This is a genomic window from Pedobacter sp. ok626 (assembly GCF_900100435.1).
In the GTDB taxonomy this organism is placed as follows: domain Bacteria; phylum Bacteroidota; class Bacteroidia; order Sphingobacteriales; family Sphingobacteriaceae; genus Pedobacter.
The window spans coordinates 102,960-129,077 of record NZ_FNEX01000012.1; the positions used below are offsets into that span (position 1 = coordinate 102,960).

Annotated in this window: 28 protein-coding genes; 6 read left to right on the top strand and 22 right to left on the bottom strand. The window is 39.3% G+C overall.

The annotated features are described in order from the left end of the window. Positions 1-122: 122 nt before the first annotated feature. Positions 123-2,936 carry a DNA polymerase I gene (polA, locus tag BLS35_RS16895; protein WP_090783204.1) on the bottom strand — a complete coding sequence of 938 codons (2,814 nt, stop codon included), beginning with the start codon at positions 2,934-2,936 and terminating at the stop codon, positions 123-125. Between the two features lie 87 nt (positions 2,937-3,023). Here polA and BLS35_RS16900 point away from each other — a divergent pair, with 87 nt between their 5' ends. Continuing rightward, positions 3,024-3,713 (top strand): hypothetical protein, encoded by a 690-nt coding sequence (locus tag BLS35_RS16900; RefSeq protein ID WP_090783206.1) that lies wholly within the window; start codon positions 3,024-3,026, stop codon positions 3,711-3,713. 1 nt (position 3,714) lies between these two features. Here the strand turns inward: BLS35_RS16900 and BLS35_RS16905 are convergent, their stop codons facing one another. Genes BLS35_RS16905 through trmB form a run of 3 tightly spaced genes read right to left on the bottom strand, consistent with a single transcriptional unit; the run spans position 3,715 to position 5,294 of the window. After that, a complete protein-coding gene (locus BLS35_RS16905) occupies positions 3,715-4,302 on the bottom strand; it encodes a DNA-3-methyladenine glycosylase I (RefSeq protein WP_090783208.1) in 588 nt (195 codons plus the stop codon). A gap of 1 nt (position 4,303) precedes the next feature. Beyond that, complete coding sequence (locus BLS35_RS16910; RefSeq protein WP_090783210.1) at positions 4,304-4,630, bottom strand: MGMT family protein; 327 nt, start codon at positions 4,628-4,630, stop codon at positions 4,304-4,306. Between the two features lie 13 nt (positions 4,631-4,643). Continuing rightward, positions 4,644-5,294 carry a tRNA (guanosine(46)-N7)-methyltransferase TrmB gene (trmB, locus tag BLS35_RS16915; protein ID WP_090783212.1) on the bottom strand — a complete coding sequence of 217 codons (651 nt, stop codon included), beginning with the start codon at positions 5,292-5,294 and terminating at the stop codon, positions 4,644-4,646. On the opposite strand from trmB, the gene BLS35_RS16920 reads away from it, so the two are divergent. Together BLS35_RS16920 and BLS35_RS16925 are read left to right on the top strand one after the other, a co-directional pair. Continuing rightward, positions 5,198-6,349, top strand: coding sequence for a GDP-L-fucose synthase (locus tag BLS35_RS16920; RefSeq protein ID WP_256375305.1), 1,152 nt, complete (start codon positions 5,198-5,200; stop codon positions 6,347-6,349). The two genes, trmB and BLS35_RS16920, sit on opposite strands and share 97 nt — an antisense overlap. A gap of 39 nt (positions 6,350-6,388) precedes the next feature. Continuing rightward, the gene (locus BLS35_RS16925) at positions 6,389-7,321 is read left to right on the top strand and encodes a hydrogen peroxide-inducible genes activator (RefSeq protein WP_090783216.1); all 933 of its coding nucleotides are present in this window, start codon (positions 6,389-6,391) and stop codon (positions 7,319-7,321) included. Between the two features lie 86 nt (positions 7,322-7,407). Here BLS35_RS16925 and BLS35_RS16930 read toward each other — a convergent pair whose 3' ends face one another. The 3 genes from BLS35_RS16930 to BLS35_RS16940 all read right to left on the bottom strand — a co-directional run bounded on the left by BLS35_RS16930 (position 7,408) and on the right by BLS35_RS16940 (position 8,955). Continuing rightward, the gene (locus BLS35_RS16930; protein ID WP_090783218.1) at positions 7,408-8,013 is read right to left on the bottom strand and encodes a superoxide dismutase; all 606 of its coding nucleotides are present in this window, start codon (positions 8,011-8,013) and stop codon (positions 7,408-7,410) included. A 117-nt stretch (positions 8,014-8,130) separates the two neighbouring features. Beyond that, positions 8,131-8,604, bottom strand: a complete 474-nt coding sequence (locus tag BLS35_RS16935) for a nucleoside deaminase (RefSeq protein WP_090783220.1) — start codon at positions 8,602-8,604, stop codon at positions 8,131-8,133. Positions 8,605-8,619: 15 nt separating this feature from the next. Next, positions 8,620-8,955 (bottom strand): tRNA-binding protein, encoded by a 336-nt coding sequence (locus tag BLS35_RS16940; protein WP_090783222.1) that lies wholly within the window; start codon positions 8,953-8,955, stop codon positions 8,620-8,622. Between the two features lie 85 nt (positions 8,956-9,040). Here BLS35_RS16940 and BLS35_RS16945 point away from each other — a divergent pair, with 85 nt between their 5' ends. Further along, positions 9,041-10,225 (top strand): class I SAM-dependent rRNA methyltransferase, encoded by a 1,185-nt coding sequence (locus BLS35_RS16945; RefSeq protein WP_090783443.1) that lies wholly within the window; start codon positions 9,041-9,043, stop codon positions 10,223-10,225. 57 nt (positions 10,226-10,282) lie between these two features. Here the strand turns inward: BLS35_RS16945 and BLS35_RS16950 are convergent, their stop codons facing one another. The 7 genes from BLS35_RS16950 to BLS35_RS16980 all read right to left on the bottom strand — a co-directional run bounded on the left by BLS35_RS16950 (position 10,283) and on the right by BLS35_RS16980 (position 16,470). Then, the gene (locus BLS35_RS16950; protein WP_090783224.1) at positions 10,283-10,522 is read right to left on the bottom strand and encodes a DUF6814 family protein; all 240 of its coding nucleotides are present in this window, start codon (positions 10,520-10,522) and stop codon (positions 10,283-10,285) included. Positions 10,523-10,534: 12 nt separating this feature from the next. Next, complete coding sequence (locus tag BLS35_RS16955) at positions 10,535-12,079, bottom strand: MFS transporter (protein WP_090783226.1); 1,545 nt, start codon at positions 12,077-12,079, stop codon at positions 10,535-10,537. Positions 12,080-12,259: 180 nt separating this feature from the next. Beyond that, complete coding sequence (locus BLS35_RS16960; protein WP_090783228.1) at positions 12,260-13,309, bottom strand: nucleoid-associated protein; 1,050 nt, start codon at positions 13,307-13,309, stop codon at positions 12,260-12,262. A gap of 9 nt (positions 13,310-13,318) precedes the next feature. After that, positions 13,319-14,110 carry a TerC family protein gene (locus tag BLS35_RS16965; protein WP_090783230.1) on the bottom strand — a complete coding sequence of 264 codons (792 nt, stop codon included), beginning with the start codon at positions 14,108-14,110 and terminating at the stop codon, positions 13,319-13,321. Between the two features lie 80 nt (positions 14,111-14,190). Next, entirely contained in the window at positions 14,191-15,402 is a 1,212-nt protein-coding gene (locus BLS35_RS16970) for a hypothetical protein (RefSeq protein WP_090783232.1), read from the bottom strand. Continuing rightward, positions 15,399-15,923 carry a hypothetical protein gene (locus BLS35_RS16975; protein ID WP_090783234.1) on the bottom strand — a complete coding sequence of 175 codons (525 nt, stop codon included), beginning with the start codon at positions 15,921-15,923 and terminating at the stop codon, positions 15,399-15,401. Before BLS35_RS16975 ends, BLS35_RS16970 begins: the two co-directional genes overlap by 4 nt. Next, on the bottom strand, positions 15,910-16,470 hold the full coding sequence (locus tag BLS35_RS16980) for an RNA polymerase sigma factor (protein ID WP_090783236.1): 561 nt from the start codon (positions 16,468-16,470) through the stop codon (positions 15,910-15,912). The genes BLS35_RS16975 and BLS35_RS16980 overlap by 14 nt, the downstream gene beginning before the upstream one ends. Before the next feature lie 146 nt (positions 16,471-16,616). Here BLS35_RS16980 and aspS point away from each other — a divergent pair, with 146 nt between their 5' ends. After that, positions 16,617-18,362, top strand: coding sequence for an aspartate--tRNA ligase (gene aspS, locus BLS35_RS16985; RefSeq protein ID WP_090783238.1), 1,746 nt, complete (start codon positions 16,617-16,619; stop codon positions 18,360-18,362). A gap of 57 nt (positions 18,363-18,419) precedes the next feature. Here the strand turns inward: aspS and BLS35_RS16990 are convergent, their stop codons facing one another. The 7 genes from BLS35_RS16990 to BLS35_RS17020 form a co-directional block, all read right to left on the bottom strand. Then, positions 18,420-18,872 carry a hypothetical protein gene (locus BLS35_RS16990; RefSeq protein ID WP_090783240.1) on the bottom strand — a complete coding sequence of 151 codons (453 nt, stop codon included), beginning with the start codon at positions 18,870-18,872 and terminating at the stop codon, positions 18,420-18,422. Continuing rightward, positions 18,847-19,230: a phage holin family protein gene (locus BLS35_RS16995; RefSeq protein ID WP_165973334.1), complete on the bottom strand. Its 384-nt coding sequence runs from the start codon at positions 19,228-19,230 to the stop codon at positions 18,847-18,849. Before BLS35_RS16995 ends, BLS35_RS16990 begins: the two co-directional genes overlap by 26 nt. Positions 19,231-19,253: 23 nt before the next feature. Then, positions 19,254-19,523, bottom strand: coding sequence for a YtxH domain-containing protein (locus BLS35_RS17000; RefSeq protein WP_090783244.1), 270 nt, complete (start codon positions 19,521-19,523; stop codon positions 19,254-19,256). A 52-nt stretch (positions 19,524-19,575) separates the two neighbouring features. Further along, entirely contained in the window at positions 19,576-20,628 is a 1,053-nt protein-coding gene (locus tag BLS35_RS17005) for an AI-2E family transporter (protein WP_090783246.1), read from the bottom strand. Between the two features lie 14 nt (positions 20,629-20,642). Next, positions 20,643-22,043 carry a sigma-54-dependent transcriptional regulator gene (locus BLS35_RS17010; RefSeq protein WP_090783248.1) on the bottom strand — a complete coding sequence of 467 codons (1,401 nt, stop codon included), beginning with the start codon at positions 22,041-22,043 and terminating at the stop codon, positions 20,643-20,645. Positions 22,044-22,196: 153 nt separating this feature from the next. Beyond that, complete coding sequence (locus tag BLS35_RS17015; protein WP_090783250.1) at positions 22,197-22,979, bottom strand: enoyl-CoA hydratase/isomerase family protein; 783 nt, start codon at positions 22,977-22,979, stop codon at positions 22,197-22,199. 3 nt (positions 22,980-22,982) lie between these two features. Beyond that, positions 22,983-23,402 (bottom strand): cobalamin B12-binding domain-containing protein, encoded by a 420-nt coding sequence (locus BLS35_RS17020; protein ID WP_090783252.1) that lies wholly within the window; start codon positions 23,400-23,402, stop codon positions 22,983-22,985. Between the two features lie 80 nt (positions 23,403-23,482). Here BLS35_RS17020 and BLS35_RS17025 point away from each other — a divergent pair, with 80 nt between their 5' ends. Continuing rightward, positions 23,483-25,144, top strand: a complete 1,662-nt coding sequence (locus BLS35_RS17025; RefSeq protein ID WP_090783254.1) for a glutamine--tRNA ligase/YqeY domain fusion protein — start codon at positions 23,483-23,485, stop codon at positions 25,142-25,144. Between the two features lie 36 nt (positions 25,145-25,180). Here the strand turns inward: BLS35_RS17025 and BLS35_RS17030 are convergent, their stop codons facing one another. Next, positions 25,181-26,020: an N-acetylmuramoyl-L-alanine amidase gene (locus BLS35_RS17030; protein WP_090783256.1), complete on the bottom strand. Its 840-nt coding sequence runs from the start codon at positions 26,018-26,020 to the stop codon at positions 25,181-25,183. Between the last annotated feature and the right edge of the window lie 98 nt (positions 26,021-26,118).

Consider the following 26,118-nt stretch of genomic DNA (forward strand, 5'->3'; position numbering starts at 1 on the left):
TATTTTTTTGCGCTCGTCATCCTGAATTTATTTCAGGATCACTCTTTAGCAGATTTTGAATAGTTAGTGCGAGATTCTGAAATAAATTCAGAATGACGACCGACTTATAAGTCCTAACACGTTTAATGCGCCGCTAACCAGTTAGCACCTTCACCAATCTCTATTTCAATTGGAACGGTAGTTTTTATTGCAGTCTTCATTCGATGTGAAATAATATTCTTCATGGCTTCGACTTCTGTTTTTAACACATCGAACACCAACTCATCATGCACCTGCATCGTCATCTTTGATTGCAATCCCTGTTCTTGGATATCTCTATGGATATTTATCATTGCTACCTTAATCATATCCGCAGCAGAGCCCTGTATCGGTGCATTGATAGCATTTCGCTCTGCAAAGCCACGAACCGTTTGATTCGCCGAATTGATGTCACGTAAATACCTTCTTCTGCCTAAAATTGTCTCTACATATCCATTCTCACGCGCAGAATTCATGGTATCCGCCATAAACCTTTTGATACCCGGATATTGAGTAAAGTATTGATCTATAATTGCCGCAGCCTCTTTTCTTGGTATCCCCAGGTTCTGTGACAATCCAAAAGCAGATTGCCCATATATGATCCCAAAGTTTACTGCCTTAGCATTGCGACGCTGTGTTGAATCAACTTCTTCAATAGAGATACCATACACTTTAGCGGCTGTTGCCGTATGAATGTCTATTCCGTTGTTGAAAGCCTCCAACATATTCTCTTCTTTACTGATTTCTGCAATAATACGAAGCTCTATTTGCGAATAATCCGCAGAAAGCAGGATATGATCCTCATCTCTTGCAATAAATGCCTTGCGCACTTCCCTACCTCGTTCTGTACGAATTGGAATGTTTTGCAGGTTCGGATTATTTGAACTTAACCTTCCTGTTGCAGCAACAGCCTGGTTATAACTCGTGTGTACACGCCCGGTTCTAGGATTTACCAGCAAAGGCAAAGCATCAACATAGGTTGATTTTAACTTCTGCAACTGACGGAAATCCAGAATGTCCTGAACGATATCGCTTTTATGCGCCAGTGCCAGCAAAACATCCTCTCCCGTTTGATATTGACCCGTTTTAGTCTTTTTAGCTTTAGGATCTAGTTGTAATTTATCAAAAAGCACCTCTCCTAATTGTTTTGGAGAGGCCAGGTTAAACTTAATGCCACATTTATCGTACACATTCTGTTCGAACCTTCTAATATCCAATTCCAGTTCTTTAGAGTAATTGATCAAAGTATCCATATCAATCCTCACCCCTTCTTTTTCCATATCAGCAAGGACATAAATCAAAGGGTTTTCCACCTCAGTCGCTAATTTTTCAGCGTTTAACTCTTTTAGCATTGGCATAAAAACATTAGCCAACTGTAAAGTTACATCCGAATCCTCGGCAGCATAATCTACCACCTGCTCTACTGGAACGTCACGCATATTACCCTGTCCTTTGCCTTTGGCACCAATCAAGGTTGTAATAGAAATCGGCGAATAGTTTAAATAATTCTCCGATAGCACATCCATATTGTGCCTGGTATCCGGATCTATCAGATAATGTGCTAACATGGTATCGAATAACCTTCCGTTTATGGAAACGCCATACCATTTCAGGATCAACATATCATATTTAATGTTTTGCCCTATTTTAACAATATTCTCGTTTTCAAGTACGGGTTTAAACTCATCTACAATCTTTTGTGCTTCTTCTTTATCGGCAGGTACCGGCACATAATAACCTTCACCTGGCTTAATGCTAAATGACATCCCGACTAAATCAGCCAGATTAGCATCCGTTCCGGTAGTCTCCGTATCGAAAGAAATGCTTTCCTGTTGTTGCAAAAGCTCAATTAATGATTTGCGCAATTCAGCTGTATCAGCCAGTTTATAATCATGCTCAGTATCTACTATGGTTTTAAGCGGCACCATTTCTTGATGAATCGGTGGTGGTGGAGTAACAACCACTTGAACACTTCTTATAGGCTCACCTACAGCATTACCGAAAAGGTCTGTTTGCTGAGAAACTACCGTCGTGCCTCCTCTATTGAAATCATCCCCAAAGACTCTTTTTCCAATGGTTCTAAATTCTAACTCGGCAAATAGAGGCTCCAGCAATTCTCTACTCGGTGTCTCTACTTCCAGTGCCGTCTCATCAAATTCTACCGGAACATTTAATAGAATTGTTGCCAGTTTTTTAGACAACAGTCCTTGTTCTGCATAGGCTTCTACATTTTCCCTTTGCTTACCCTTCAATTCATGCGAATGTGCTATGATATTTTCTACCGAACCGTATTGCTTGATCAATGATTTTGCGGTCTTTTCTCCAATACCAGGGATGCCAGGGATATTATCAACGGCATCTCCCCACAAACCTAAAATATCAATAACCTGCTCTACATTTTCAATTTCCCATTTCTCCAATACTTCCTTTACACCTAGAATCTCCATTTCATTGCCCATACGTGCTGGCTTATAAATGAAGATATTTTCTGACACCAATTGGGCAAAATCTTTATCCGGGGTCATACAAAACACTTGAAAGCCTTTTTGTTCAGCCTCTTTAGCCAAAGTGCCAATGATATCGTCAGCCTCATAGCCATCCTTTGTAATTACAGGAATCTTAAAGCCTTCTATCAACTTAAAAACATATGGTAATGCTGCAGAAAGATCCTCAGGCATAGATTGACGGTGCGCTTTATAAGCCTCAAAATCAGTATGCCTTTCTGTAGGCGCCGCCGTATCAAAAACTACAGCGATATGAGTTGGGTTTTCCTTTTTAAGTACCTCCATTAAGGTATTAGCAAAACCCATTACTGCCGAAGTGTTGACTCCTGCCGAAGTAAATCTGGGGTTTTTACTCAATGCAAAATGTGCCCTGTAAATCAGCGCCATACCGTCAAGAAGAAAAAGTCGTTTCATATTTTTTAATTAAAATTACTCGGATAAAGGTAACAATACTCCGTTGGACCACAACAATAACGGAATAATTTCCGTTATTTGATCACTATGAAATTGATAAAAGTATACGCCTTGATGTTGATGCTTTCTATAACCGCAATTGCGGTAAAAGCACAGGATATTGTCGTTATTTCGGAAGGAAACTTTGTTAGGGGAACCATACAAGGTACAGACTTCTCTACTGTAATGCTTAAAAATGATGACGGAAGCATTTCTCCATATAAAGCTAAAGACATCAAAGAGTTTTTATGGAACGGAGAAACCTATGTAAGCAAACCTATTGTGATCAAGAAGCGCATGGAACTTCGTTTTTTCAAGATTATAGAGCGAGGCGCTGTAAACCTATATAGCATCGGTGGAAATGGAGCTGCTGAACAACCTCAAGAAAAAAGACGTCGTATACAGCCAAGCATTGGCATAGGTGGAGGAACTGGTGGTTTTGGCGGACTGGGTGGCGGTGTAGGCATTACCATAGGTGGTGGAAGAAACCGGGACGACGATCAACCAAGAGCCGCTGCCCCTACGGCTTATTTTCTAGAACGTTTTGGCACAGGCCCCATGATAGAGCTTCCTGTTAATGGCGGAAACTCTGAGGGTAAAAACCAGCAAATTAAAAATGTATTACTGCAAAAGCTGACCAATGACGAAGATCTTGCAGAGCGTATAAAAGCCACAGAAAGCTTTGACCCAAAACTCATCAAGGCCTTCGTAGCTGCGTACAACGATATGCACAAATAAATTATCTGCTGATACAGTCGATCACATGGTCGTTTACCATGCCGGTTGCCTGCATATGCGCATAACAAATTGTGGTACCAAAGAACTTAAAGCCTCGCTTTTTCATGTCTTTGCTTATCGCGTCAGATATGTCCGTTCTGGCCGGAACATCCTTTAAAGTAAGCACCTTGTTCATGATCGGTTGCTTACCCGGTACAAATCCCCAGATATAATCAGAAAATGAACCAAACTCTTTCTGTATTGCTATAAATAGTTTGGCATTGGTGATGGCAGCCTTTACTTTTAACTTATTTCTAATGATTCCTGGGTCGTTCATCAAGCGTTCTTCATCTGCCTCTGTAAATGCAGCGACCTTTTCTACATCAAAGTTGGCAAAAGCTTTTTTATACCCTTCCCTTCTTTTCAAGATCGTGATCCAGCTGAGACCAGCTTGAGCCCCCTCAAGAATTAAAAATTCGAACATCGTTTGATCATCATAAACAGGCTTACCCCATTCCTCATCATGATACTTAACATACAAAGGGTCGGTTCCACACCATCCACATCTGATTTGCACTTTAACGTTGTTCGATTCTTCTACTTTTTCCATATTATAATTCTTGTAACGGATCCCAGAAATACTTTTTAAAGTTCTGTATTTTATCCCCTTTAACCACAATACCCTCCTTCTCTAGCAATTCCTGCATTAGATCTGGTGTTTTAAAATGGAACTTCCCGGTCAGCAGCCCTGTACTATTTACGACTCTATGGGCCGGAATAGGGGGATGTGCTAATGAAGCATTGCTCATGGCATAGCCCACCATACGTGCAGAACCACCAGCGCCCAGACTTTTGGCGATAGCACCATAGGAGGTTACTCTCCCTTTTGGGATTAGCCTTACCAATTCAAAAACCTGGTCGTAAAATGATTGTTCCATTTATTGTTTGTGGTTACTCCAAAGAGAACTGTATATAATTAATGCTTTTGTCGTGCTTTAAATAAATGCGTTCGTAATGAGTTTTAATAGAAAGCACCTCATCATAAAACTCTGATTTATACAACTGATCCGTTTTTTTATGACATTTCAACCCAAGCGCTTCTACTTTTTCAACTGTATAAAGATACAAGCCATCGTTATCCGTTTTTAAATTTATTTTGCCACCCGGTTTCAGGAAGGTTTTGTATTTATCTAAAAATCCCGGAAAGGTTAAGCGTTTCTTTTCGCGGCTATCCTGAGGCTGTGGGTCTGGGAAAGTGATCCAAATTTCATCTATCTCATTCTCACTAAAAAACTCCATGATATCTTCAATCTGGATTCTTAAAAAAGCCAGATTGGCAATTCCTTCATCCATTCCGGTACGCGCACCTCTCCATATCCTGTTGCCTTTTAGATCAACTCCGATAAAGTTTTTTTCCGGGAACATCTTTGCCATACTCAGGGCATATTCTCCTTTACCACATGCCAATTCGAGCACGATAGGATGATCATTTTTAAAATGTTGCGATGCCCATTTACCCTTTAATTCTTTTCCAGCATCCAACTGATAAACATTTGGGAAGGTGTCTATTTCCGCAAACTTTCTTAATTTATCTTTACCCACTATTTTGTTTTTTGTACAAACTTAGGCAAATAGTTATTTTATACCTCTCGTCGCGCCGAATTTATTTCAGGATAATACATATTCATGGGGGCTTTTCGTACTTTTGTAACCTCATTATAAGATACGTGGAAAAAAACGCAAAAATATACGTTGCAGGACACCGGGGAATGGTTGGTTCTGCGATTTACCGTAAATTACAAAAAGAAGGCTACAGCAACCTAATCACCAGAACTTCAGCAGAGCTTGATTTGCGCAACCAACAAGCGGTTACAGATTTCTTTACTGCTGAACAGCCCCAATATGTGTTTTTAGCAGCAGCGAAAGTTGGCGGCATCATCGCTAATAACACCTACCGTGCGGATTTTCTTTACGAAAATCTATGTATCCAAAATAATGTAATCCACCAGGCTTATAAAAACGGGGTTAAAAAGCTGATGTTTTTGGGGTCAAGCTGTATTTACCCTAAGTTGGCACCTCAGCCGCTAAAAGAAGAATACTTACTTACTGGCCTGCTTGAAGAAACCAATGAGCCTTATGCCATTGCTAAAATTGCAGGAATTAAAATGGCGGATGCTTATCGCGCTCAATACAACTGCAATTTCATTTCAGTGATGCCTACCAACTTGTACGGCTACAATGACAATTACCACCCTCAAAATTCTCACGTATTACCAGCGCTGATTCGCAAGTTTCATGAAGCAAAGGTAAATCAACAGGCTGAAGTTAACATTTGGGGATCTGGCACGCCAATGCGCGAATTCTTATTTGCGGACGACCTGGCAGACGCTTGTTATTTCTTAATGCAAAATTATAATGAAACAGGATTTTTGAATATCGGTACTGGGGAAGACTTAACTATAAAAGATCTGGCTATATTGATCAAAAATATCATAGGATTTGAAGGCGAGTTAACTTTTGACAGTAGCAAACCAGATGGCACACCACGTAAATTAATGGATGTATCTAAACTACATGCCTTAGGCTGGAAACACAAAGTATCTCTGGAAGAAGGCATTAAGCTAGCTTATCAGGATTTTTTAGAGAAACATAGTTAAAATTGATATCTTCGCTAAAGAAAAATAAACTTTAGCTATATGACCTTAGTTCAACTGGAATACATTGTCGCGGTAGACACTTACAGAAGTTTTGTTGGTGCTGCCGAGAAATGCTTTGTGACCCAACCCACACTGAGTATGCAGGTTCAAAAGCTGGAAGAAATGCTAAATGTTAAGCTCTTCGACCGCAGCAAACAGCCTGTTGTTCCAACAGAAATCGGCACCCAGATTATTGAGCAAGCAAGACTGGTACTACAGGAAAGTCAAAAGATCAAAGAAATCATCAATAACCAACAGCAAGAAGTTACAGGAGAATTAAAGGTTGGCATTATTCCAACTGTTGCGCCGTACCTTTTACCCCGGGTAATTTCGGCAATGATGGCAAAATACCCTGATTTAAAACTGCTGATCTGGGAGTACACGACTGAAGACATCATACATCATTTAAAAACCGGCATACTGGATTGCGGAATCCTTGCTACACCACTAGGCGACAACGCGATAGAGGAGCTACCACTCTACTACGAAAACTTTGTCACCTATATCAGCAAAAATAGTAAACTGTATAAAAAGAAGACTATTGACTCAGATGACCTGGAAGATGAAAACATCTGGCTGCTTAATGAAGGTCATTGTATGCGATCTCAGGTGTTAAATATCTGCCGTTCGACAAGTCAAAACAGACTTCAGGGCTTAACTTACAATACAGGCAGTGTCGAAACCTTAATTAGGATGGTAGACATGAATAATGGCGCCACTTTACTGCCTGAGCTGGCCTTAGAGGAACTAAATAGCCGGCAGTTGAGCAAAGTGAGGCATTTTAAATCACCAGAACCTGTAAGAGAGATTAGCCTTGCAACGCACAAAAACTTCATTAAAAAAAGGATGCTAAATGCTTTGAAAGAAGAAATACTGGCAGTAATCCCAAAAACGATGAAGCAAAAAAAGAAAAAAGATGTGGTAGGCATCTAAACAGCCTATATCCACAAAAATAGGCCCGGATGCAAAACATCCGGGCCTATTATATTATTGATCCTGCTATAAAAACAGGAAGAAAATTAAGCTTTTTTGAAACGCTCAGCTACAGCATCCCAGTTTACTACATTCCAGAAAGCGGAAATGTAATCAGGACGTCTGTTTTGATATTTCAAGTAGTAAGCATGTTCCCATACATCCATACCCAAAATTGGCGTACCTTTTACTTCAGCGATATCCATTAAAGGGTTATCCTGATTAGGAGTAGATGAAACTACTAATTTTTTATCAGCACCAACGCTTAACCAAGCCCATCCCGAACCAAAACGAGTTGCACCAGCTTCAGCAAATTTAGTTTTAAAGTCAGCGAATGAACCAAATGCTGCATTGATTGCATCAGCTAATTCACCTTTAGGCTCACCACCTTTATTTGGACCTATAACTTCCCAGAACAAAGAGTGGTTATAATGACCACCACCATTGTTTCTTACTGCAACTGGAAATTTAGAGATGTTTTTAACAATTTCTTCGATGCTTTGAGTAGCTTCTGGCTTGCCTTCTAAAGCTTTATTTAGGTTGGTAACGTAAGCTTGGTGGTGTTTACCATGGTGGATTTCCATAGTTAATTTATCGATATGCGGTTCTAATGCATCTGTTGCGTACGGTAACGCAGGTAATTCAAAAGCCATACTATTATGATTTAAGTTTAAATAATTATTTAATTTATGCCAACGACTGAACTATTGCCGTCTTCAACAGCAAATATAACAATCGAGGGTTAAGTTTTGTTCAATACTTTGTCAAGTTTAGCCTCTTTTATTTTCGAAAAACTTTTTCATCAAAGCTCCACATTCCTGTGCCAGGACCCCACTTTTCAGGATGGTTTTTGGGTGTAGCAAACTAGCATCTTTAGTCGTAAAACCTCTTTTAGGTTCTGGCGCACCATATACCAATTTGCCAATCTGCGTCCAGTAACTTGCGCCGGCACACATCACACAAGGCTCAATCGTAACGTACAAAGTACAATCCTTTAAATATTTGCCACCAAGGGTTTGCGAGGCTGCCGTAAACGCCTGCATTTCTGCATGGGCAGTCACATCATTCAACTGCTCTGTTAAATTGTGTCCACGCCCCACTATACGGCCTTTACAGACTACTATTGCGCCTATCGGGATCTCTTCGGCCTCGTAAGCTTTTTGTGCTTCGTGTAAGGCCAAACGCATGAAATGTTCGTCTTCGGCGCCAGGGTTATCTTCTTCTGAAAAATTATAAAAGCTCATGGGCCAAAGATAGTATTATATCATTTTACTCCCATTAGGAACTTTCCCATTTAATGTGGTCAACACGATATCTCCATTTTCGTCTGCAAATCCTGTAACCAGGAACTCCGACATAAATTTACCAATCTGCTTTTTAGGGAAGTTAATCACCCCCACAATCTGTTTTCCAACCAACTCCTCTTTCGTATATAGCTTTGTAATCTGAGCAGAGCTCATTTTAATGCCCAGTTCTCCAAAATCTACTTTTACTTTATAGGCGGGTTTTCTAGCTTCTGGATAATCAAAGACCTCTAAAATTGTTCCCGCACACAATTCAACTTTCTCGAAGTCATTCCAGGTTATTTCTTCCATGCCGTGAATTTACAATTTATTCAATAATGTGATCATCATGAATTAATCAACTAGCCACATTGTTTTTTTTATCTTTGTCGCCATGATGATCGATGTAATACTTAAAAAAGGCAAAGAAAAAGCTGCTATGCTGCGCCATCCCTGGATTTTCTCTGGTGCAATTGATAAAATTAAAGGAAAGCCAGAAAATGGCGAGGTGGTCATCGTAAGATCAGCAGAAAAAGAATTTCTTGCTTATGCCTTTTACAACGATCAATCAAGGGTAGCATTACGCTTATTAGAATGGGATGAAAGCATTACCATAGATAAAAGCTGGTATCAGCAAAAGCTAAAGGCCGCTATTGAATCCCGTGCCCACCTATTGAATGCGGACACCAACACCTGCAGATTGGTATTTAGCGAAGCTGATTTTTTACCTGGACTTATTGTAGACAAATATGGCGATTTCCTATCTCTGCAGGTATCAAGCGCAGGAATAGAGGCGGTACAGGAAGATATCATTGATATTTTAAAGCAAGAGCTAAACCCTAAAGGAATATTCGATAAAAGCGACGCTGGCGCGCGTAAGCACGAAAACCTGGAGCCTGCACAAGGCTTACTTTGGGGAGAAACGCCACCTGAATTTATTGAAGTAAAAGAAAATGGTATTTTGTATCATATCAATATCGCTGATGGTCAAAAATCCGGGTTTTATTGCGACCAACGCGATAATAGACAGATCCTTGCTGCCTACACAAAAGACAAAACCGTATTGGATTGCTTTTGCTATAGCGGTGGTTTTACTTTAAATAGCCTAAAATACGGCGCTGCCCATGTAACCAGCGTAGATAGCTCAGCACTGGCCATTGAAACTTTAAAACATAACCTTGGGCTTAACGGCTTTAGCGAAGATAAACAAAGCAGCATCCAATCGGATGTGAACAAACAACTCCGTGCTTTTAAAGAAGAAGGTAAAACTTTTGATGTCCTCGTATTAGATCCCCCTAAATATGCGCCTTCCAGATCGGCTTTAGACCGGGCTGCAAGAGCTTATAAAGACTTAAACAGGCTTGGCATGCTTCTGCTCAAAAAAGGCGGCATATTGGCTACCTATTCCTGCTCGGGAGCTGTAGATCTGGAAACTTTTAAACAGATCATTGCCTGGGCTGCATTAGATGCTGGCAGAGAAGTTCAGATCATTAAACAGTTTAGCCAACCTGAAGATCACCCGGTAAGAATCTCCTTCTCAGAAGGAGAATACCTGAAAGGATTACTACTAAGAGTACTTTAAGCACAAAAAAGAGAGGCCCGTTATCTGATATAGATAACGGGCCTCTTTATGACAGGACTAATCTTCCGGCAATTTGTCATACTCTCCTTTCAGTGCATAATAGCCAAATATGACCAGTCCTGCGCTGATGGGTATAAAAATGAAGAGGATAATCCCCCATTGTAATGCTGTATTTGTTTTATGCACCCCTGCTTCGGCTAAGCCTACTTTTTCTATGGCTTGCATAAACATAAATATGATAGATGCAGGACCCAATATGATCCAAACTATTCCTAATGCTTTCTTTATTGCGTTCATAATCTGAATATTTTAATGGTTTTCTGATTCAGCCTCGTTATGATCAGGCTTTTTATTAGACAAATACACGGTTCCTATAACAAGACTCAAAGCTGCTATCCCAATTGGATACCATAAGCCAGACAAAGGCGTAGCCCCCGAAAAACTAACAATAAGCGTCGCAATAAACGGCACCAAGCCCCCAAAAACACCATTACCAACGTGATAAGGCAACGACATAGACGTATACCTGATCTTTGTAGGGAACAGCTCGACTAAAAAGGCCGCTATCGGTCCATAAACCATTGTAACCAATAATATCTGGAAGAAAATCAACAATACAAACTTCCAAAAAATAGGAGTAGATAGCTTTTTGTCTTTATAAACATCCGGTAATTCTACTGCTGGCTTATTGGCATCCGCGAACTTAGTATGTGATTGAATCTTGTTAAATGACATCCCATCCAATAATGTAACCATTGAAGTGGTCGTAATCAAACTGTCAGTTGTTCCTACAACAGCAGTTCTGGTAACTACTGGATTAGAAATCTCTTTGATATCCTTTTGTTCTACCTTAGAAACATCGGTGTCATCCAGAAAAATCTGATAAATCGGTCTGTAAAATATTACACCCAACAGCATCCCTGCTAGCATAATCCACTTACGACCTACTTTATCACTCCAGGAACCAAAGATCACAAAGAATGGGGTAGCAAAAGCAATTCCCCATAAAAGGATATACCTTGAATCGTTAAAATCAACGTGGCAGGTATTTTCTATAAAGGATTGAGCGTAAAACTGCCCTGTATACCAAATTACCCCCTGCCCCATTGTAGCTCCAAACAGGGCAAGCAATACCATTTTAAAATTCGTTTTATTATTAAAACTCTCTTTTAGTGGGTTTTTAGATACTTTTCCTTCTGATTTTAACTTGGTAAACATTGGCGATTCGTGCATCTTCATCCTGATGTAGATAGAAACACCAACCAATAGAATAGATAGCAGGAATGGTATTCTCCAGCCCCAATCAGCAAAACCTTCTGCACCGACCAAATTTTTAGTCAATACGATGATCCCCAGAGATAGAAATAATCCTCCGGTAGCGGTAGTTTGAATCCAGCTGGTAAAAAAACCTCTTTTGTGGGCCGGCGCATGTTCAGCAACGTAAGTCGCCGCACCACCGTATTCACCGCCGAGGGCCAAGCCCTGTATCAGTCTTAATATTAACACCAATATGGGTGCTGCATAACCGATGCTTGAATAAGAAGGGATCAATCCGATTAAAAAGGTCGAACCGCCCATTAATACAAGGGTTAACAAGAAGGTATATTTTCTGCCAATCAAATCGCCAAGGCGACCGAATACCAATGCTCCAAAAGGACGCACAATAAAACCAGCAGCAAAAATAGCTAATGTGTTAATTAAGGCAGAGGCACCAGCGTCTGCGGGAAATAATTGGGATCCAATAATAGTGGCTAGACTTCCGAAAATGTAGAAATCATACCATTCAATCAGCGTCCCCAGGGAGGAGGCGCCTATAACTTTAAAAATACTGCTTTGTTGTGGTTCTTGACTCATATTTGGTTTAAAACGTTTGACTTAAAAAATAAATCTACCATTTATTTCCAACTATGAGCAAAGCATTTCCATAAAAATGCTAGAATAATTCAAACATTTTTCACAGTATCGAAAAATTAAGCGGGTTTTATTTAAAAATTAGCATTATTATGCTTATTCTAAAACCAAACCCATACTACATTATTCTTCTTCTTTAAAGAAAACCTTATAATAATTCATGTATTTATCATCATCAAAACCCTTTTCGATAAGCTCTTTGTCGCCATGAATATAAATATGGAAGTTCTTATCCAGCTTTAATACGCTTTTATAAGCTCGGGCTTGTTTTTTTACCGCAGCACCTGAAATGTCAAAGCTATCCGGAATAGGCTGATCAAACTCCTCTTCAAAATTCTTTTTATAAGTTTTAAATGACTCTATCCCCTCCGCATTACCAATCACCTCATTAGAAAACTCCTCTATATCAAAGCTTTCCTTCTCTTTGAAGTATTTCATCGATTTATTGAGCAAATCTATTTTATCGGCCTTTGAAATATCAAATTCCTGGTCCAGCTTCTCAGTTACAAAGTTTTTATATACGCCTAAAACACCTGCAGTTTGATTATAACTGTCATTTCTGATTTTAAGTTTCAAGAACTCGTCCTTCCAGTATACAGCCTCTGCACTTCGTTGGTCAATCACAGCAACTTTATACCCTTCTTCCCTATCCGTATTAAAAATTAAACAACCTTTATCCAGTTTATTGATGTTGATACCCTCCTGCTCATAGCTTAAGCCAAAGCCGTCTTGCTCAGGAAAAACTTTTAAATAGCTTTCTTTCGTTTCAGATTTAAAGATTCCGATCGCATCATGGAGTTCGCCTTCGATCTGTACATTCTCGAAATAGGCTACATATAGCTCCCCAGATTTAATTTTTGGATGTCCAGATACATCATAAAGATACTTAGCCAGCTGCTTGCTGTTTTCATGAAAGGTTTCGCCATTTGCAAATATCTCTTCTGCGAAATGATAAGCTTCATTCAGGTTAAGATCACCGTTGGGATGAATAAAGCGGTAAACTTCATTTACCTTTTCGTACGGACTTAGAAAATACTGTTGTAGTAAATTACTCAATGTAATGTCTCTGATCGCTATGGATTTTTCAGACAATACATAAAACTCATCTTCGGATTTATTTCCGATACGGTGTATGGATAATTCGGCCAGTGAGGCCTCAAAAAAAGAAATCATTGAGAAAAATTAGGCTTTATTTTCGTGTTCATTAGGGACATTGCGAAGCGCAACGGGCTTCTTCGCATTTTTCTTCATCTTCAAATTCAACATTTCTACTAAAATGGAAAAGGCCATAGCAAAGTAAATGTATCCTTTTGGTATATGTTGATCAAATCCTTCGGCCAATAGCGAAACGCCAATTAGCAACAGGAAGGATAAAGCCAGCATTTTTACCGTAGGGTGGTTATTTACGAAATTGCTAATTGTACTTGCAGACATCATCATGATAATCACAGCGATAACCACTGCGGCAATCATAATTTCTACATGCTCCGCCATGCCTACAGCAGTAATTACAGAATCCAAAGAGAAAACAATATCTAACAGTAAGATCTGGATAATCACCCCAGAAAAAGAATATACTTTTCCCTTGATTTCCTTCTCTTCTTCGCTTTCCAGCTTGTCATGAATCTCATGTGTGCTTTTATAGATCAAGAACAATCCCCCGATAATCAGGATGAGATCTCGACCAGATATAGCCAGTTTACCAAGCCATTCTGAATCCGCTATATTGATCAGCGAGCCCAGGTTAAACAATGGTGCGGTTAAGCTCATTACCCAGGTAAGGGACAAAAGCAATAAAACGCGAGTGATCATTGCTAAAGCCAAACCAACCTGACGCCCTTTTTTTTGTTGATGTGCAGGTAGTTTACCAGACAGAATAGAAATAAAGATGATGTTATCTATCCCCAAAACGATCTCGAGAACAGTAAGGGTTAAAAGAGAGATCCAGGCTTCTGGGCTGCTTAAAAGTTCCATATGGTAGTTTTATAGCCGCTAAGATATAAAAAAGCTTGCTGATAAATCAACAAGCTGCTGCGTTGTGTACCCTAATTTATTTAATTGATCACCGTCGATCCGTAGCTGGTAACCAGATTTACTTTCGCATTGCCACCAGCACCTATCTTACCCACATATCGTTTATTCTGTTTATCGCCTTCAACTCTCACTGAAATTCCGGCCCCGTAATTAAGCGATGAATTGCTGGTGGACGCGTCTAAACTGCCATTATAATTACTACTAAATTTAATGTTGGTTTTCACATAAGCACAGTCAACAATTAAGGACTGACAATCAACATTTACATCATCAATATTTAAACTATTGTATTGGATATTCAGCTTAGCATCGCCATTTAAACGCCCCAGCGTTACATCGCTGTATTGTGCATTTAAATTTACTCCATTAGCTACACCTATGTTGAGGTTGCTGTATTGATGCGAAATTTTAGCATAATTCTTAATTGTCCCGATTCGAACATTGGCATAAGCAGCATCCAGCGTCAGTTGCCCAACTGTGCCGATAACCAGCCCCGCGCCATATTCCAGTGAAATATTGGCTTTTTCTAGAATCGTATTGATCTTTACAGCCGCATAAGACGAATTAAGAGACAATGTCCCAACGCTTCCTATCGTTAAACCATTTCCATATTCCTGCGAAATTTTTGCCTTGTTGATACTTTTAATCGTCGTGCTCCCATAGCTAATGGAAAGATCATTATTGCCATTTTTCAGATCTCCTGCTGAGAAATTTCCGTACTGTACTCCCGCAACGACTGAACCTGTAAAATCACCTATACTTACGTTTCCGTATTGATGTGATAGCTTCAGGTTGTTCGTCTGAGGCATATAGACCATAAACTCTACCCTGATTTTCTTCCCATTTAGCCGTTTATTACCAGAAAGTTTTGTGTCTAAAATTACTACCCCCTCCTTTTTAATGGCATTTACGGTAACAAACTCTGATAATTTTCGGGCATCCAATTCAGGACTCCCGTACACAATCACATCAAGCCGCACCTCGTTCTTGTTCCATGTTCTAACGTTTAATGTGCCATACTGGTTATCTAAAATAACTTTATCAGATGCATTTACAGCAAAGGTCTTGCTGATTTTACTTACCCCAGGATCCTGCTCATCAATTCCGTGTCCTACTGGCGAACCAGTCCTAGTGTTTGGATCCAATGTTGTCTCAGCAGCATAAATACACTGACTTCCGATAGATCCAACAAGACAAATGATAATGCTAATTATTCCCCTTAACCCTTTCATATTTGATTTTCCCTTCTATAATTATCGACCTGACTGATCACGGATAATTGCTGGCTGACAATCTGCAATTGGGTTTCCAGATTTTGAGCCATCGCCTTAACAACCAATCTTCGATCCGGGCTATGCTGCAATTCCTTTTTTAACCGTTCATAATCCTTATCCAATCCATCAAGATCTTCACTAAATTTTTTATACAAATCAGGATTATCTTTTGCATAAATCAGCAAGCTGTCCTTTTTTTCCTCAATTAAGCTGGCAAACTTCATTTCCTCTTTTTTGTATCCTGAATTTACCGCCGAAAGTTCAGATCGGCTATTTCCGCTATAGAACTTGAATAAATAGGCAAGCCCTCCAACCAACAAGATCGACGCAGCTATGCGCAACCAAAACGGAAATTTCCTATTGCTATTTATTTTTTGTTGATTCAACCTAACCTCAATTCTTCCCCAAAGTTTATCTGACGGCATTTCCACATCGAAATCTGCCTTATTTTTTCTTACGTAATCCTCAACATTTTTCATCTTTTACCCCTCCCTTTATCAAAAAATCATTCAATTTTAATTTGGCCCGCATAAATTGTGAGCGTGACGTCCCTTCAGAAATCTTTAATACATGAGCAATCTCACTGTGATCATAACCCTCAAGCAGATATAAACTCAACACGACCCGATACCTATCAGGAAGACTCATAATCGCTTGCCTGATTTCCTCTGCCTTTAACTCCAAATCACCTAAATCAGCTTCCTCCTCCTCTGCGACCTCCACCTCATCAATATTTACAAAATCAACCTTCCGTTTTCTTAGCTGATTGATGGATTTATTGATCACAATTTGTTTTAACCACAAGCCAAATGTCGTTTCACCTCTAAAACTGTCAATCCTTGTAAAAACATCTAAAAAAGCCTCCTGCAAAACATCCTCCGCTTCTTCGTCAAAATTCACAATTCTATACGCCACATTATACATAGCCTTAGCATACAATTTGTAAATTTCAAATTGTGCCTTACGGTCTCCCTTCCTGCATTGATCTACAAGAGCGACGTGCCTATCTATGTATGCGATTTCCAATATTTTCTTATTCGTTATATATGACAATGTAAATTCAGAAACGTTGCATCTTTATTTAAAAATTCTTGAATATAATAAGTAAAATCATTCCGGTTTGAAATATGTGGTTCAAAATGAATATTTTTGCCGCTTAAGAATTAATAATAATGTTAAGAACAACTACTTGCGGCGCTTTAACCATTAAGAACCTGGGCGAAAACGTAACCCTGTGTGGCTGGGTTCAGAAATCAAGAGATTTAGGAGGAATGACTTTTATAGACATTCGTGACAGATACGGCATCACTCAACTGGTTTTCAATATGGATGATAACCGTGATTTGTGCGAAGCTGCTCGTAATCTAGGTCGTGAATTTGTGATCAAAGCAATCGGACAAGTGGTAGAGCGTTCTAACAAAAATCTTAAAATGCCAACAGGTGAAGTGGAAATAAAAATCACTGCGCTTGAAGTGTTAAATGCGGCAAAACTACCTCCTTTCATGATTGATGATGAAACAGATGGTGGTGATGATTTACGTATGAAATATCGTTATTTAGACTTGCGTAGAAATCCTGTCCGCAATAACATGATTTTACGTCATAAAATGGCACAAGCTGTTCGTCGTTATTTGGATGGATTAGATTTTATTGAAGTTGAAACTCCAGTATTGATCAAATCTACACCAGAAGGTGCAAGAGATTTTGTGGTCCCAAGCAGAATGAACGCTGGCGAATTTTACGCTTTACCTCAATCGCCACAAACCTTTAAGCAACTTTTAATGGTTTCTGGATTCGATAGATATTTCCAAATCGTTAAATGCTTTAGAGATGAAGATTTACGCGCGGATAGACAACCTGAATTCACCCAGATCGATTGCGAAATGTCGTTTATTGAGCAGGAAGATATATTGAATACATTTGAAGGATTGATCCGTACCTTATTCAAAGACCTGAAAAACTTTGATTTGCCGGAAGTTCAAAGAATGCAATATGCTGATGCCATGCGTTTATATGGTTCCGATAAACCCGACACCCGTTTTGAGATGCAGTTTGTAGAACTGACTGAACTGGTAAAAGGGAAAGATTTCCCTGTATTTGACAATGCTGAACTTGTAATTGGAATCAATGCTACTGGTTGTGCAAGCTATACACGCAAGCAGGTTGATGAATTGACTGATTTCATTAAACGTCCGCAAATTGGAGCTACAGGCTTGATTTACATGAGACACAATGAAGATGGTTCATTAAAATCTTCTGTAGACAAATTTTACAGCGAAGACGAGCTTAAAAAGTGGTCGGCAGCCCTAAACACCCAACCTGGTGACTTAGCACTTCTAATGGCCGGAAATACAGATAAAGTACGCAAACAATTGAGCGAGCTACGTCTGGAAATGGGAACCCGCTTAGGTTTACGCGATAAAAACAAATTCAGTGCCCTTTGGGTGCTTGATTTCCCGTTGCTAGAATGGGATGAGGAATCAGAGCGTTACCATGCCATGCACCATCCTTTCACTTCTCCAAAACCGGAAGATATTGCTTTATTGGATACAGATCCTGGAAATGTAAGAGCGAATGCATACGACATGGTCGTAAATGGTACTGAAATCGGTGGTGGTTCTATCCGTATCCATGACAGAGCCTTGCAAGCCTTAATGTTTAAACACTTAGGCTTCTCAACAGAAGAGGCTCAGAAACAATTTGGTTTCTTAATGGACGCTTTTGAGTTTGGTGCACCTCCACATGGTGGTATTGCCTTTGGATTTGATAGGCTATGCTCTATTTTCGCTGGTCTGGACAGCATCCGTGATGTAATCGCTTTCCCTAAAAACAACTCGGGAAGAGACGTAATGATTGATAGTCCTTCTACAATTGATGATAAGCAATTGAATGAATTAAAAATAAAATCGACAGTTTAATCACAGTATTAAACTTAAAAACAATAAAGCCAGACTATTTAGCCTGGCTTTATTGTTTTAATAAGTCTCACTATCGGGAGGGATCCCGTAATCCACATATTGTGGCGTCTTTTCATCTTTACTTTTTTTACTGCTAAACCAGGATTTAATGGAATTGAAAATAGCGGAGATATGTTCCGCATCCAATGTTTTTCCCACTTTATTTGAAGCCAAACCAACCAGTGTTTTAGTTAAAAATCCTGAGCCTCTAAATAAAGTTGTATTCATTAAAAAAGGCAATACCATAGACATAATGCTACTGCTGAGGTTCAGCTTATCATCTATTTTAAGGAAAGCTGAAGGTGTGGCATAGCGCTTGATCAGTCCACTTATGGTAAACTGATTGAGGTACCCTTTGGTATCCTTAAGCAATAAGTCACCTTTAAGCTCATGTTCGGCCTTTAAAGTAGAAACCATAGCATGTAGATCATCAAGGTTATTGATGTTATATTTTCTGATCTTCTTCTTCATCCTTGTCGGCCAGTTTATTAAAATAATTCCTAATGGTAAAGTTAATTATTGCCTTTTCGATATACTTCTCTTTGGTATAATACACAATGAACGCCAGTAGCAAATAGATAGCAGCTACACAGCCAAAACCACGAGCATAACTACCTAACACATCCGATAAAAAGAGGGCCAAAGTAAACGTACCAAACAAAAAAGCCAAAATAAAGCAAATGACAACTGCGGCATTCGTTACCAGATCGGCAAATATCTTCGCGATTTTTTCTACCAGATATAACCTGGTATACTCTATTCGCGTATCTATATAATCTTTGGCATCGTCAAACAAGCCTTCAATACTCTTTTCTTTATTTTCCTGCATTATGATGTGGTTTTTGCTAGTTTTTAAGCGTGTTCCAGATCGTCGTCAACAAATTCGTCCTCAGACTGACGAAGCTTACTTTTAACAGAGCTAACTACTTTATCTTTTAAATTACTCAGATTATTAATCTCATCTGCAGCCTTATCTTTAATAGAATCACCAAGATCTTTTAAAGATTGACTTAATCTATCTCTGGTTTCACTGCCCTTTTCCGGAGCAAACAGCAAACCTAGTGCGGTGCCGGCAGCTAATCCAACCAACAATCCAACTAACACTTTTGAATTATCATTCATAACATTTAAATTTTAATGGTTAACGATATATTTATTCTCCGGAACACTACTATTACAACCCTTCGTGTTCAGAAATTGTTTTAATTCTTTCCAATCTTTCCGAAGCCATTGAACTTGTTTCGTATATTTTAATTAGCAGTATAAAATATGACAACAATAGCGGGCCGTAAACCAGCCCAAGTATTCCAAACAAGGGTACACCAATAACTACGCCAATTACGGTTATAATGGGATGAATATTTCCAACTTTTTTTGCAATGATGAGCCTCAGGACATTATCAATGTTGATAATCACCAGGAAACCGAATGCCAACATTGCCCATCCACTGAAATCATTGCCATTGGCAATTTGTATTAAGGCTCCAGGAACAAAAATAATAGGTGGTCCCAATACAGGCACAAAAGAGATAAAAGTGGTTATTACCCCCCAAAATACAGGATCGGAATAACCTAACACAAAAAAAGAAAGGCCTAACAAGCCTCCCTGAACCATAGCAATAAAACCCTGCCCCAACACATTTGCATAAGTGGTGTTCCGCATCTCCTCGGCAAACCTTTGGGCATTTTGTGCCCTAAAAGGGGCATACTTTATCAATGCGCTCTCAAACCGTTCCCTTTCTACCAACATAAAGTACAGTAAAAAATACATCAATAGCAGACCCAGTACAATATTAAATGCACCTGAAATGAGCGAGGGGAACAGTTCCGTAGCCCAGGTACTGGTCTTTTTTAAACCCTCTCCAATTAGTCTTTCAACATTCTCTCCTACTGGAACCAAATGTTGGACCTTAAAAAGGAGGTCCTTAAAATAAGCCGGATCATTTTGCAGTTCAGCGATTTTTTTAATCACCATCGCACTTAGGGCATAAAATGGAAGAATGAGTACAATAACTGAAATTGCAAGCAATAGCACAGCTGAAAAGCTCTTATTCCAGTGCTTAACATCAACCAGATACATAAAGGCTGGCCGTAAAATCGTAAATAATACTAGCGTACTTAAAATTGAGCCAAAAATCCCCTGCAAGGAATAGGCAATTAAACAACCTAATGCTATGATAATAACCAGGTTGATATTATTCCGTTGCTTATAGTTGAAAATTGACATATTTTTAATGCGATTTATTTGTCCAGGTTAATAGCCCTCATCTTATTGTAAAGTGTTTTTCTATCTATATTCAGAATTTTAGCAGCTTTCGTTTTGTTAAAATTAACTTCTCGCAGCACTTTTAAAATAGCCTCATATTCTGCCTCTAATGCCGCATTTTTTAAGTCCCTCGGGCGCTCAGTGCGCGACATGGTCGTTTCAATCGCATTAGCCTTTGCATAGGTCGAAATCTCTAATGGAAGCGCCTTCAGTTGAATTTCCTGAGACTCCGTCAACAAGGTAGCCCTTCTGATTACATTTTTCAGCTCCCTTACATTACCTGGCCAGTTATAGGTTAAAAAGCATTCCTCAACCTCTTGCGAAAAGCCCAGCACATTTCGACTAAGTTCCTGATTGGCAACTTCCAGAAATGTATTTGCAAATATCAAAATATCTCTTCCACGCTGACTTAAAGGGGGAAGATCAATAGAAAACTCGTTAAAGCGGTGGTATAAATCTTCCCTAAACTTTCCTTTTTGAATGGCATTTGCCAGATTCTCGTTCGTTGCAACAATAATCCTTACATCAAGATCAATTTCTTTAGTACTGCCAATGCGTTTGATTTTACGCTCCTGAACAGTTCTTAGCAAGGCGGCCTGAATATCATAGGAAAGATTTCCTACCTCATCCAAAAAGAGTGTTCCACCATTGGCCATTTCAAAATGTCCGATTTTAGTGTACAAAGCTCCCGTAAAGGATCCTTTTTCGTGTCCAAAAAACTCACTACCAGCCAACTCTTTGGTCAAAGAACCGCAGTCCATAGCCACAAATGGATTATCGCGCCTTGGACTGTTTAAATGGATCGCCTTAGCAACAGATTCCTTTCCAGTACCACTTTCACCTGTTAAAATTACACTATAGGAAGTTGGTGCTACCAATTGGATCTGTTTTAATAAATGCTTTGAAGCATTACTTTGGCCAGCTACAAAATTATCCGTTTGGCTATAAATATGCTTTTGGAATCTTTGCTTTGGTGTCTCAGAAACTTCAGGCAAAGGATCAGCATTAAGCGCCATCTGTGTCTCAATCGATTTGTTAATCGTATTTAGAATCTCATCAGGATAAAGCGGCTTAGTGATATAATCATAAGCGCCAAGTTTGATTAATTCTACAGCCAACTTGATGTCAGAATAACCCGTTATAATGATTACCCCTGTCCTGGGATACTTTTCCTTGATTTTGATTAACATCTCTTTACCATCGGTATCTTCCAGCCGGTAATCGCATAAAACTAAATCGTAATACTCTTTGGACAGATATTCCATCGCTGAAACACCACTCGTCGCTGTTGATACACTGAATGAATTACGTGTTAAAAATTTAGATAATAGTATCCCAATATTTATTTCATCGTCAACAATTAATATTTTTCTCATAGGTATTTATTGAATAATACTGAGATAAATATATGTGCTTTTTTTTGTTATGGGAAATATTTTCTACACTTTTTTGTGTGGACATTCCCCCAACCTGAATCCTAAAATTGGGGGATGAAAAAGAAAAAAACGCCGTTATATTGTAAAAATCAACTATTTACCCTGAAAAGCTGGTTTTCTTTTTTCTAAAAAAGCACGCGTACCTTCTTTAAAATCTTCTGTATTAAAACACTTTCCGAATTCCTTTATTTCAGTTTCAAATCCATCCCCTTCAAAATCAAATGCGGAATTGACAGATTTTATTGCAGCTGCAATTGCTAGAGGAGCGCGTAATTTCACCCTATTTAAGATACTTTCTGCTTTCGCGATAAGTTCTGACTGAGGAACCACATAGTTTAGCAATCCGATTTTTTCGGCATCTACTGCAGAAATCATATCAGCGGTAGCAATCATTTCAATGGCTTTTCCTTTGCCTACGATTTGTGCTAAGCGTTGAGTACCACCGTATCCAGGGATCAAACCGAGTGAAGTTTCTGGCAGACCCAATTTTGCATGGTCAGCACCAACACGAATATGACAAGCCATAGCCAATTCTAATCCACCACCAAGGGCAAAACCGTTAATCGCAGCTACGACTGGTTTAGGACACTTTTCTATAGCATCAAAAACAAGTGCCTGACCATTCCTGGCCAATTCTTCGCCTTGCTGACCATTATAATCAGAGAACTCCGAAATATCAGCCCCGGCTACAAAAGCTTTTTCTCCGGCTCCGGTTAAAAGAACACCTCTTATCTCTTCCTGCTGTGTGGCAACAGCAATCACGTCGGCCAATTCGGCCAATGTTTCTTTATTTAAAGCATTTAGTTTATGCTCCCGGTTAATGGTTACATATAAAATCTGTTCTTTTAATTCGGATAAAATATTTTGATAAGTCATGATCTAAAAATTTCTGTTTTCAGCAACCCAGTTTTTAATATAATTAACAATAGTCTCCATTGTCGTTCCCGGAGCAAATAGCTCTCCCACTCCAATTTCCTTAAGCTTACCCATATCTTTCTCGGGTATAATTCCACCACCGGTAAGCAAAACATCTGTTACGTTTTTCTGTTTCATGATCTCCACAATCTTTGGAAATACAGTCATGTGGGCGCCAGATAAAATGGAAACGCCAATTGCGTCAACATCCTCTTGTAGGGCCGTATTCACCACCATTTCAGGAGTTTGGCGCAATCCGGTATAAATAACCTCCATACCTGCATCCCTTAAAGAAGTAGCGATTACTTTTGCTCCCCTGTCATGACCATCTAATCCAACCTTGGCCACTAAAACCCGGATGGGCCTTTTTAGTGCATTGCTCATATTTTATGCTAATAAGTAGGTTGTAAATGTAAGTAAATTAGCCGTTTTATGTTAACTTTGACCAAAAATTTACAGCTGATATGAGTGAGGAAAGATCATTGAACTTTATTGAAGAGATCATTGAGAACGATTTAAATAGCGGAAAATACAAGACGTTAATCACCCGTTTTCCACCTGAACCTAATGGATATTTACACATTGGCCATGCTAAAGCCATTTGTTTAAACTTTGGTTTAACAAAAAAATACGGGGGCTACACAAACTTAAGGTTTGATGATACCAACCCAGTAACCGAAAAAACAGAATACGTGGACAGTCAGCAAGCTGATATCAAATGGCTTGGTTTTGAATGGAAAAACGAACTATATACTTCTGATTACTTTGATACACTGTACGAATATGCTGTTAAGCTAATTGAAAAAGGCTTAGCTTATGTAGATCACAGTACAGCTGAGGAAATTGCAGCATTAAAGGGTACACCAACCGAGCCGGGTAAAGAGAGCCCATACAGGAACCGCAGCATTCAGGAAAACCTGGATTTGTTTACCAGTATGAAAAACGGCGAGTTTGAAGATGGCGCATGTACTTTAAGGGCCAAAATAGATATGGCCAGTCCAAACATGATCATGCGTGATCCTGTAATTTATCGCATTAAACACGCTGAGCATCACCGTACAGGTAACAAATGGTGTATTTACCCAATGTATGACTTTGCTCATGGTCAAAGTGACAGCATTGAAACTATTACCCACTCCATCTGTACATTGGAATACGTTTCTCATAGAGAGCTGTATGACTGGTGCATTGAAAAATTAGAGATCTACCCTTCTAAACAATACGAATTTGCACGTTTAAACCTTTCTTATACCGTAATGAGCAAACGTAAATTGCTTCAATTGGTTAATGAAGGTGTGGTAAGTGGCTGGGATGACCCTCGAATGCCCACAATTAGCGGATTAAGAAGACGTGGATATACTCCAGAAAGTATCCGTGAGTTTTGTGAAAGAATTGGCGTTGCCAAAAGAGAGAACATCATTGAACTTAGTCTTTTGGAATTCTGTGTTCGTGAGCATTTGAATAAAACTGCCAATCGCGTAATGGCCGTTTTAGATCCAATAAAATTGGTGATCACCAATTATCCGGAAGGGCAAGGCGAAATATTAATTGGAGAAAACAACCCTGAAGCTGAAGACAAAGGCGGAAGCAGAGAAATTCCATTTAGTAACGAGCTGTGGATTGAGCGTGAAGATTTCATGGAAGAACCTGCAAAAAAATGGTTCAGACTTGCACCTGGTGCAATGGTACGCCTTAAACATGCTTACATTGTTAAATGTGAGAACTTTGTGAAAGATGCGGAAGGAAATGTAACTGAAATACAGTGTACATACATCCCTGAATCTAAGAGCGGTGAAGATACGAGCGGCATCAACGTAAAAGGAACGATCCATTGGGTAAGTACCAAACATGCGAAGAGCGCTGAGATCAGGATGTACGATCGTTTGTTTACTGTAGAGTCTCCTGACGGGGAAGAAGGGGACTTTAAGGATTACCTGAACCCAAACAGTATAGAGGTAATTAAACAGGCTTATATTGAGCCTTATCTGGCTACAGCCGATAAGGATGCCGGCTATCAGTTCATCAGAAAAGGCTATTACTGCCTGGATAAAGATTCCACACCAGAACACCTGGTATTTAACCGCACAGTATCTTTAAAGGATGCCTGGGCAAAAGGAAATAAGTAAAAACAAAAGAGGCGCTTTCTAAAGCGCCTCTTTTGTTTACATGTATTTCTTATACAAATTATACAAAATCAGTCTATCTGCCGGTGTGAGTACCTGCGTAATATCTGTTTGCACAAAATGGATTTTGAAAGCCTCAATAGCTGCAGGCAGGTTACGGGTATCATAACCAATCACCCTCAATGCCAACTCTGCGTTAAAATCTTCTGGGGGTAAATTTAAAACATCATCATACCAAAGGCCAAACCCTTTCTTCGACAAAACCTTCCAGGGAAAATTCTTTGGATCATTTTTCCTTCCCGGTGCAATATCTGCATGCCCGATAAAATTAGCCGTAGGAATGTTATAGCGCTTCTTTAAAGCATCCAAAAGCCCAAGCAGACTTCTGATCTGTGCATCGGTAAAGGGTTGATTAATGCCGTTATTATCCAGTTCTATCCCTATTGAAGAAGAGTTCAGATCACTCGTGTTTCCCCACTTCCCTATCCCGGCATGATTAGCGCGCAAGTAATCATTTACCATTTGCACAACCACGCCATCTTTACCAACGATATAATGTGAACTCACTTCACTTTTCCCTTTGACAAGAAATGTATTGATCGTTTGTTGAGTAGAGTTTTGGGCGGTATGGTGAATGATGACAAAATTAGGCTTGCGGATACCGAAATTAATTGATCCTACCCAGGATTGTATGGTGGGATCAAGCCCGTCGATTTTTTGTTCTGGAGGCGGCACAGTCTTAATGATCTCAGAAAAAGCTTTGGCCTTATCTTTGTAGATTTTCTCCGTTGCTGCGTACTTGTTTGTAGAGCAGGCAACAAATAAAAATAAAGAACCGATTACGAGCCCAATTTTTGTAATTTTATAGTGCTGTACCATATTAAGGGGATAGAGAATGTGAAATTACTATTTTTTACTATTTTAGCCGCAAATAATTCGATATATGAATCCCATGGTATCCTGGCGGTCTCATAACC